We start from the raw sequence: 7,716 nt of genomic DNA on the forward strand, positions 1-7,716 counted from the left end.
CGCCGTACCGGTTTAAAGTTAATCCACTATATTTGACGAAAGGTCGTCTGAAAAACCTGAATCTTGGTTTTCAGACGACCTTTTGTTTCAACTCAATCTCAAATCATGAAGACGGTATCAAATCCGTTTCGCCAATTCTTCCGCCTTGCCGATGTACAGCGCGGGGGTCAGGGCGAGCAGTTGGGATTTGGCTTCGGCGGGGATTTCCAGCGATTCGATGAAGACTTTTAGCACTTCGGGCGTGATGCCGCCTTTGCCGCGCGTCAGGTCTTTCAGTTTTTCGTAAGGATTGGCGACGCCGTGGCGGCGCATCACGGTTTGAATCGGTTCGGCGAGCAGCTCCCAAGTGGCATCCAAATCGGCGGCCAGCGCGGCGGGGTTGGGTTCGAGCTTGTTCAGGCCGCGCAGGTGGGCGGCGAAACCCAACACGGCATAGCCTACGCCTACGCCCATGTTGCGCAGGACGGTGCTGTCGGTCAGGTCGCGCTGCCAGCGGGAGACGGGCAGTTTTTCGGATAAGAAGCCCAATACGGCGTTTGCCATGCCGAGGTTGCCCTCGGAGTTTTCAAAGTCGATGGGGTTGACTTTGTGCGGCATGGTGGAAGAGCCGACTTCGCCCGCTTTGACTTTTTGTTTGAAGTAACCCAATGAAATATAACCCCAAACGTCGCGGTTGAAGTCGATCAGGATGGTGTTGATGCGGCTGAGGGTTTGGAAAAATTCAGCCATGTAGTCGTGCGGTTCGATTTGGATGGTGTAGGGGTTGAAGGTCAGGCCGAGGCCGATTTCGACGAAGTTGCGGCAATGGGTTTCCCAATCGACGTCGGGATAGGCGACCATGTGGGCGTTGTAGTTGCCGACGGCGCCGTTGATTTTGCCGAGGAATTCTTGCGTCTGAAGGTTTTTGAACTGGCGTTGCAGGCGGTACACGATGTTGGCGGTTTCTTTGCCCAAGGTGGTCGGCGTGGCGGGTTGGCCGTGGGTGCGGCTCATCATGGGGACGGCGGCAAGGTCGTGCGCCATGCCGGTGAGTTTTTCGATGATTTCGGTAAGTTTCGGCAGGATGACGGTTTCACGCGCTTCTTGCAGCATCAGGGCGTGGGACAGGTTGTTGATGTCTTCGCTGGTACAGGCGAAGTGGATGAACTCGCTGGCGGCGGCGACTTCGGGTACGCCGGCGAAGCGTTCTTTGAGCCAGTATTCGATGGCTTTGACATCATGATTGGTGGTCGCTTCGATGGCTTTGACGGCGGCTGCGTCTTCCAATGAAAAGTTTTCGATGACTTTGTCGATTTCGGCAAGCGTGAAATCGCTGAAGGCGGGGATTTCGGTGATTTTCGGTTCGGCGGCGAGGGCTTTGAGCCAGCTCAATTCGACTTTGACGCGCGCCCTCATCAGGCCGTATTCGGAGAAAATCGGACGCAATGCTTCAACGGATTGGGCGTAGCGGCCGTCTAGGGGGGAAAGTGCAGCGATAGGGTTGATCATGTCGGAGTCCTGTCGGTAGGTCGGTCAAACGGTTAAATCAAACAGTCAAATTGTTTGCAATTATACATGATTTGACTCGGCAACTTGGGGTCGTCTGAAACTACAACCTGCCCTTCAAAGCGTTTTTGACAAACGCCGCCGACTCGCGCAATACCGTGTAACCATAGCCGCCGTAAGGTTCGGAACAAAACGGCGCGGCATACACCTGAATATCGTGTCCCTGCCATTGCCTGTCCGCCATCATCTGCGCCCGCGCCAAATGAAAACCGGCGCTGACAATGACGACGCGCGGGCTGTTTTCAATAAAATCGCGGCTGAACACAATGTTCTCAAACGTATTTTCCGCCCGTCGCTCTTGGATAATGTCCGCCTTCGGCACCCCCATCTTCTCCGCAATCGCCTGCATATTGCCCGAAGCAGACTGAAAATCGCGGCTGAGTCCGCCCGACATCACCAGTTTCTTCACCTTGCCGGCACGATACAGCTCGACAGCCGCTTCAACACGCGCCACCAAACAAGGATTCAGACGACCCCCTTCATAAGAACGCGTCGAAAGCACAACCGCAGCATCCGCCGGACGCACCGTATCCGCATCCAACCGCGACACCCAAAAATCGCGCCACATAATCCACAGCGGCAAAAGCGCGGCGGTAAAGAATAAAATCAATATAAAAACAAGGGCTTTTTTGAACATCCGAATCCTAAAATGATGAAAATAATTGGAACGCGGCTGTACGGGCAGGTTCCGCTTGTTCTTAAGATTTTACGAAATTCATACAGCCGTTCAGCTATATTTTTTTAGTAACCGATTGTTTCTATCCGTCCAAGTACGAATTTTGTTGTCGACAAATATTTTTATGGCTTTTCGTCATCGGATATTATTTAAATTGGGAATGACATTAATGCATAGTCCGGGAATATGATAATCAGTATTGACATGGCGTATAAGGAAAATATATTATCAAAAACAGATTTTTGTAAAAGTTGCATAAAGTCGGCAATATAATATCAACGCCATCATCATCTTGAATGATATGTAGGCTATCTCCAATTTTGAAGACTTTTTCTCTTCGTTCAACTATTAGAGAGTAAACATGAAAAAAGCTTTATCAGTTATTTCCGTAGGTTTTTTATCTCTGTCTCTGCTTGCTGCCTGTAATGGTGGAGAAAGTGAAACCCAAAAAGAGTTAGCTGCATTGAAAGAACAATTGGCGCAGCAACAAAAGCAACAAGCTGAACGCGAAAATCAAGAACAAGAACACCGGAAACAAATTGAGCAACAGCAAAGAGAAGACGAACTCTATCAAAAAGCCTACCAAGATGCCCAAGAAGACTTACAGATGAAGCAAATGCTGGAAGAAGAGAAAAAACAGGAAGAAGCAAAGAAAAAACAGGCTGCTGAGGAACGTAAACGCGAAGAAGCTAAAAAGAAACAAGCTTTAGAAGAGGAACCTAAGCAAAAAGAAGAGGCCAGAATAAAACAAGAAGAACCTAGAATTAGACAAGAAGAATCCCCAAAAGCTACGGCAAAACCGGCTGCTTCACAACAAGCGTCCAAAGTTACCGAAAAACTCGTTCGTTACCCTGCTTTTGTGATTTCGGAATCTGGTAGTGGTTCGTTAAATCTTAGAGGAGGACCGTCTATTTCAGCAGTTTCTGTTACCCAATTGAAAGACGGTCAGCAACTTCAAGTGGTGGCTGAAACCAACGCCTGTACCAATGCCAACGGTGGCTGCTGGGTTAAAGTTCAAGTCGGCGGGCTGACTGGTTATGTGTCTAATGCCTACCTGCAAAAAGGTCATGTACGAGATGGTGCTTATGCATATTAATATCGGATAGATTTTATTGGTGACGTTCTGTATCAAGCAATAAAAGAAATGATGGAAAAGTGAAAAAAATATTGAGGACTGTCTTAATTATTTAGGATAGGGTCCATTCAATAATCCATCCCATCTGGACAATATAGTGGATTAAATTTAAATCAGGACAAGGCCACGAAGCCGCACAGTACAGACAGTACAGCAAGGCAAGGCAACGCCGTACTGGTTTAAATTTAATCCACTATAAAATAGAAAAAGGTCGTCTGAAATTTCAGACGACCTTTTTGACGTTTGGTGAAACAACCGAATCTTTAGTCTTTGCGGCGGCTGCCTAAGTCGGCGGCGGCGGTAAAGAGTACGTCGGTGGAGGAGTTGAGGGCGGTTTCGGCGGAGTCTTGGATTACGCCGATAATCATGCCGACGCCGACGACGCGCATGGCGAAGTCGTTGTCGATGCCCAAGAGGCTGCAGGCGACGGGGATCAGCAGCAGCGAGCCGCCGGCAACGCCGGATGCGCCGCATGCGCCGACGGTGGCGACGAGGCTCAGGAGCAGGGCGGTGGGGTAGTCGACAACGATGCCTTTGGTGTGGGCGGCTGCCATGGCTAAGACGGTGATGGTAATCGCTGCACCTGCCATGTTGATGGTTGCGCCCAGCGGGATGGAGACGGAGTAGGTGTCTTCATGCAAGCCGAGTTTTTTCGCCAATGCCATGTTGACGGGGATGTTGGCGGCGGAGGAGCGGGTGAAGAAGGCATAGAGTCCGCTTTCGCGCAGGCAGGTGAAGACCAGTCCGTAGGGGTTTTTGCGGGTTTGCGACCAGACGATGAGCGGGTTCACGACGAGGGCGATAAACGCCATGCTGCCGAGCAGGACGGCCAGCAGGCGTCCGTAGCTGAGGAAGGCGGAAAAGCCGGTTTCGGCAACGGTTTGGGAGACCAGTCCGAAAATACCCAAGGGGGCGAAACGGATAACCCATTGTACGACGGTGGTAACGGCGTCGGAGAGGTCGGCGACGACTTGGCGGGTGGTGTCGGAGCCGTGGTGGCGCAATGCGGAGCCTAAAACCAACGCCCATGCGAGAATGCCGATGTAGTTGGCTTGCGCGATGGCGTTAATCGGGTTGGACACGAGCTTCATCAAAAGCTCTTTGAGGACTTGGATGATGCCGGAGGGCGGGGCGAGGGTGGAGGTAGCTACGTCTTTAAACACCAGCGCGGTCGGGAGTGCCATACTGGCGGCAACGGCGACGGCGGCTGCAGCAAATGTGCCGACGAGATACAGAATAATGATGGGTTTGATTTTGGCTTCGCCGCCTTTGCGGTATTGCACCAGCGCGGCGGTTACTAAGACAAACACCAATACGGGGGCGACGGCTTTCAATGCGCCAACGAACAATTCGCCGAGCAGCCCTGCGCCCAAACCTGCTTTCGGGGAAATGGAGCCGACCAAGACGCCCAACATCAAACCGATGATGATTTGCGGGACAAGTCCGATACGGTTGACTGCGTTCAGCAGTGGATTACCACTTGCCATGATATGTCCTCTTACTTTATGTGTTAAGAAACGTTGCATTTTAAAAGAAAATATCAATTATTGCGCAGGTTTACATATCAAATCGATTGTTGTGGCGGAAAATGCTTGATTTTTTAGAGAATTGGGCAGTTTGTGCCATATTTTTCGGTTTGGAAGGAGTTAATGTGTTTGGCTTCTGTGGCGCAGAGACAGGGGTATCCGCCTTTTCAGACGACCCCTCTGTCTCGGGCGGGGTTTTAAACCCGATTGAAAATAATGGTAGAATTTAAAACTCTTCTGTCGTTGAAACACTTTTTGCCATGACCAGACTGACTTCGCCCATTTTGATTGCCTCACTCGCCCTTGCCTACGGACACGCAGCCGCAGCCGATCTGCCGCGTGCCGAAGACTACGAACCGATTCCCGGCTTCAAGCAGGGCGGGCAATCCGAGCAGGCTGACAAAGTAGGCAAACTGACGCCCAAGTTTCCCGTCAAAATCGAAACCAAAAACAGCGAAGTCAAATCCATGCTCGAAGAATACCTGCCGCTGATTACCCAGCAGCAGGACGAAGAGTTGGACAAAGAGCAGGTCGGCTTCCTTGCCGAAGAAACGCCCGACAACGTCAAAACCATGCTCAAAACCAAAGGCTATTTCAACGGCAGCGTCAACGTCCAAGACAACGGTTCGAGCTACACCGTCGCCGTCAATCCCGGCCCACGCACCAAAATCGACAACGTCAGCGTCGCCATCCTCGGCGACATCCTTTCAGACGACAATCTTGCCGAGTATTACCAAAAAGCCATGCTCAACTGGCAGCAGCCCGTTGGCGAATACTTTGACCAAGACGGCTGGAGCGGCAGCAAAACCTCCGTCCTCAGCGCAGTAACCCGCAAGAAATACCCGCTTGCCAAACTCAGCAATACCCAAGCCACCGTCAATCCCAACAACAACACCGCCGATCTGAACGTGATCGTCGAAAGCAACCGCCCCATTTATTTCGGCGACTTTGAAATCACCGGTACCCGCCGTTATCCCGACAACGTCGTCGCCGGTCTGGCACGCTTCAAACCCGGCGCGCCCTACGACCTCGACCTCTTGCTCGACTTCCAACAAGCGCTCGAACAAAACGGACATTACTCCGGCGCATCCGTTCAAGCCGACTTCGACCGCCTCCAAGGCGACCGCGTGCCCGTCAAAGTCAACGTTACCGAAGTCAAACGCCACAAACTCGAAACCGGTATCCGCTACGATTCCGAATACGGCCTCGGCGGACGCATCGGTTACGACTACTACAACCTCTTCAACAAAGGCTACATCGGCTCCGTCGTTTGGGACATGGACAAATACGAAACCACCCTTGCCGCCGGTATCAGCCAGCCGCGCAACAGCGAAGGCAAATACTGGACGACCAACACGTCCTACAACCGCTCGACCACCCAAAACCTTGAAAAACGCGCCCTGACCAGCGGTATTTGGCGCGTGCGCGACCGCAACGGCATCGAATCGCGCCTCGGTATCGAATTCATCACCGAAGACCGCAAAGTGCCCGATACCAATTACGACCTCGGCCGCAGCCACGCTACCATGCTGACCGCCTCGTGGAAACGCCAAAACATCGAAACCGAGCTGCGTCCCGAAAACGGCTACTACCTCGACGGCAAAATCGGCGCAACGCTGGGCAACTTCCTGTCCTCCACCGCCATGGCGCGCGCCACCGCCCGCGCAGGCTATTTCTACACGCCCGAAAACAAAAAACTCGGCACCTTCATCGTCCGCGGGCAGGCAGGTTACGTTTACGCCCGCGAAGGCGAAGACGTACCTTCCAGCCTCATGTTCCGCACCGGCGGCGCCTCTTCCGTACGCGGTTACGAACTCGACAGCATCGGTCTGGCAGGTCCGAACAATTCCGTCCTCCCCGATAGGGCATTACTGGTCGGCAGCCTCGAATACCAATTCCCGATTACCAAAAGCGTATCCGGCGCCGTCTTCCACGATGTCGGCGACGCCGCAGGCAACTTCAAACGCATGAGTATGAAACACGGCACCGGCCTCGGCGTGCGCTGGTTCAGCCCCGTCGCCCCGTTCTCCTTCGACGTCGCCTACGGACACCAAGACAAAAAACTCCGTTGGCACATCAGCTTGGGCACAAGGTTTTAAGGTCGTCTGAAAACAAAAAGCAGGGGTGCGTGATGGCATCCCTGCTTTTTTATGTGGTATGTGGAAACCGCACACGTCGGGTTTTCGAAAGCCAACGGATTCGCAGCCGACAAAAAACGGTCAGACCAAATGTTTTGCCAAAAGATTAAGGGCAAACTCGACAGCCTGTGTTCTGACGGCTTCGCGGTCGCCGCTGAAGACTTGCATCTGTTCCAATGATTCGGTCGGCGTGGACAAACCGAACCAAACCGTGCCGACAGGTTTCGCCGCGCTGCCGCCGCCCGGGCCTGCGATGCCGGAAATACTGAGGGCGTAGTCGGCTTGAGCGACGGCTTTCGCACCGCGCGCCATTTCGTAAACAGTCTCGCGGCTGACCGCGCCGTGTTGCAGCAGCGTGTCGGGCATGACGCCGAGGCGCTCTTCTTTGGCTTGGTTGCTGTAAGTGACGAAACTTTGATGAAACCATTGCGAGCTGCCTGCAATGCTGGTGAACGCGCCCGCCAACAGACCGCCGGTGCAGGATTCGGCGCAGGTGACGGTTTGGCGGTGTCGGGTGAGGTGTTCGGCTATGGTTTGCAGGGCGGTCATGGGATGTCCTTTCGCTGGGCGGGTTTCCCCGAAATATGGGGTTGGGTGGAGACCCTATTATATAGTGGATTGCAGAGAGTGGGCGAAAGGTCGTCTGAAAACCGGAATCCCAATTTGAGACCTTTGCAAAATCCCCCAAAATCCCCT

6 protein-coding genes and 1 pseudogene are annotated in these 7,716 nt (G+C 52.9%); 3 read left to right on the plus strand and 4 right to left on the minus strand.

The window, feature by feature from the left end; translation table 11 throughout:
- Positions 1–117: 117 nt before the first annotated feature.
- Entirely contained in the window at positions 118–1,488 is a 1,371-nt protein-coding gene (gene purB / locus HMPREF2726_RS00985; protein ID WP_009312528.1) for an adenylosuccinate lyase, read from the minus strand.
- Positions 1,489–1,588: 100 nt separating this feature from the next.
- Positions 1,589–2,182, minus strand: coding sequence for a YdcF family protein (locus HMPREF2726_RS00990; protein WP_009312529.1), 594 nt, complete (start codon positions 2,180–2,182; stop codon positions 1,589–1,591).
- 400 nt (positions 2,183–2,582) lie between these two features.
- Here HMPREF2726_RS00990 and HMPREF2726_RS00995 point away from each other — a divergent pair, with 400 nt between their 5' ends.
- Together HMPREF2726_RS00995 and HMPREF2726_RS14255 are read left to right on the plus strand one after the other, a co-directional pair.
- Entirely contained in the window at positions 2,583–3,317 is a 735-nt protein-coding gene (locus tag HMPREF2726_RS00995) for an SH3 domain-containing protein (protein WP_003755704.1), read from the plus strand.
- A gap of 129 nt (positions 3,318–3,446) precedes the next feature.
- Positions 3,447–3,552 (plus strand): annotated as a pseudogene (locus HMPREF2726_RS14255) (IS5/IS1182 family transposase); the annotation flags it as partial.
- A 67-nt stretch (positions 3,553–3,619) separates the two neighbouring features.
- On the opposite strand, the gene sstT reads toward HMPREF2726_RS14255, so the two are convergent.
- Positions 3,620–4,843, minus strand: a complete 1,224-nt coding sequence (sstT, locus tag HMPREF2726_RS01000; protein WP_009312530.1) for a serine/threonine transporter SstT — start codon at positions 4,841–4,843, stop codon at positions 3,620–3,622.
- A 299-nt stretch (positions 4,844–5,142) separates the two neighbouring features.
- Here sstT and HMPREF2726_RS01005 point away from each other — a divergent pair, with 299 nt between their 5' ends.
- Positions 5,143–6,981 carry an autotransporter assembly complex protein TamA gene (locus HMPREF2726_RS01005; protein WP_009312531.1) on the plus strand — a complete coding sequence of 613 codons (1,839 nt, stop codon included), beginning with the start codon at positions 5,143–5,145 and terminating at the stop codon, positions 6,979–6,981.
- Positions 6,982–7,101: 120 nt separating this feature from the next.
- Here HMPREF2726_RS01005 and HMPREF2726_RS01010 read toward each other — a convergent pair whose 3' ends face one another.
- Entirely contained in the window at positions 7,102–7,569 is a 468-nt protein-coding gene (locus HMPREF2726_RS01010) for a CinA family protein (RefSeq protein ID WP_009312532.1), read from the minus strand.
- Between the last annotated feature and the right edge of the window lie 147 nt (positions 7,570–7,716).

The organism is Neisseria sp. HMSC074B07 (assembly GCF_001810355.1).
Taxonomy (GTDB): Bacteria; Pseudomonadota; Gammaproteobacteria; order Burkholderiales; family Neisseriaceae; genus Neisseria.

What these genes read in the sequence shown, in the direction of transcription:
- purB (WP_009312528.1), bottom strand. Translation starts at nt 1,488, where the DNA reads ATGATCAACCCTATCGCTGCACTTTCCCCCCTAGACGGCCGCTACGCC.
- HMPREF2726_RS00990 (WP_009312529.1), bottom strand. Translation starts at nt 2,182, where the DNA reads ATGTTCAAAAAAGCCCTTGTTTTTATATTGATTTTATTCTTTACCGCC.
- HMPREF2726_RS00995 (WP_003755704.1), top strand. Translation starts at nt 2,583, where the DNA reads ATGAAAAAAGCTTTATCAGTTATTTCCGTAGGTTTTTTATCTCTGTCT.
- sstT (WP_009312530.1), bottom strand. Translation starts at nt 4,843, where the DNA reads ATGGCAAGTGGTAATCCACTGCTGAACGCAGTCAACCGTATCGGACTT.
- HMPREF2726_RS01005 (WP_009312531.1), top strand. Translation starts at nt 5,143, where the DNA reads ATGACCAGACTGACTTCGCCCATTTTGATTGCCTCACTCGCCCTTGCC.
- HMPREF2726_RS01010 (WP_009312532.1), bottom strand. Translation starts at nt 7,569, where the DNA reads ATGACCGCCCTGCAAACCATAGCCGAACACCTCACCCGACACCGCCAA.